The 1044-nt window shown below is 77.2% G+C and carries 1 protein-coding gene; it reads left to right on the top strand.

The window, feature by feature from the left end:
- A partial coding sequence (locus PINTE_RS23530) for a hypothetical protein (RefSeq protein WP_169798593.1) occupies window positions 1-1044 on the top strand: 1044 nt, incomplete at both ends.

Here is a 1044-nt window from a genome sequence, read left to right on the forward strand (position 1 = left end):
CTGGGAGCCGACCCGCGCCGAGCACGACCGGATGCAGGCCGAAGTCGTCTCCGCCGCCCGAGCCGCGCAGAGCGCGCGCCGCGACCTCGACCGGGCGACCGTCCGCGGGGCCCGCGCCCGTGACGCGGCCGACCTCACCGCCTCCCGTAAGCGGCTCGCCGATGTCGTCGAGGCCGAGGCGCAGATCAATGGTCTGCGCGCCGAACTGGCCCTCCACCCGGTTGACGCGGGCACCCTGCGGGAGATCGAATCCGCCTCTCAAGCGGCGGAATTGGCGGCCGCGAGCCACGCCGCCGGCAGCGCGGCGGTGGTGTTGCGAGCGCTCGGTGGGGCCCGTTCGCTCGTCATCGACGGCCGCCGGATCGACCTCGCCGAGGGCGACGCCTGGCAGGGGGCCCTCACCGACCCGCTCGACATCCGACTGCCCGGTGTGCTCGACGTCGAGCTGCGCCCTGAGGCCGGTGCCGCCGACCGGGCCCGGACCGTGCAGCGAGCCCGTGACGCCCTCGCCGACCGGCTCCGCGCGGCCGGCGTGGCCACGACCGACGAGGCGCGCGCCTCGCACGACCGGCGTCGCGACCTCGAGGCCGATCTCACGGGGGCCCAGGCGCGGCTGCGAGTGCTGCTCGACGGGCAGTCCCGCGACGACCTCGCCGACCGGGTCGAGGTGCTCGAGGCCCGGCTCGCGGCGTCTTCGGACGAGGCATCGGAGCCGGCTGCGGAATCGGATGCGGGGTCGGATGCGGAATCGGCTGCGGGGTCGGCGCTCTCGATCGCGCAGGCCACGGAGGCCGAGGCCGCGGCCCGGGAGCGGCTCGACGTGGCGAGGGAGCGGGCGCAGGCGCTGGGCGAACGGGTCGAGTCGATGCGCGTGGAGCTGACCCGCGCCGACGGCCTCGTGCACGCGGTCGCCGAGCAGGTCGCGGGCCAGGAGTCGCGGCTGGAGTCGGCGCGCCAGGCGCGCTCCGCGCAGGCGTTGGAGTCGGCGGAGGCCACCGCCGCCGATGCCCTCGGGCGGGCGCAGCGCGAGGTCGACGCGGCGGC

It is taken from the genome of Piscicoccus intestinalis NBRC 104926 (genome assembly GCF_001515525.1).
Classification (GTDB): domain Bacteria; phylum Actinomycetota; class Actinomycetes; order Actinomycetales; family Dermatophilaceae; genus Kineosphaera; species Kineosphaera intestinalis.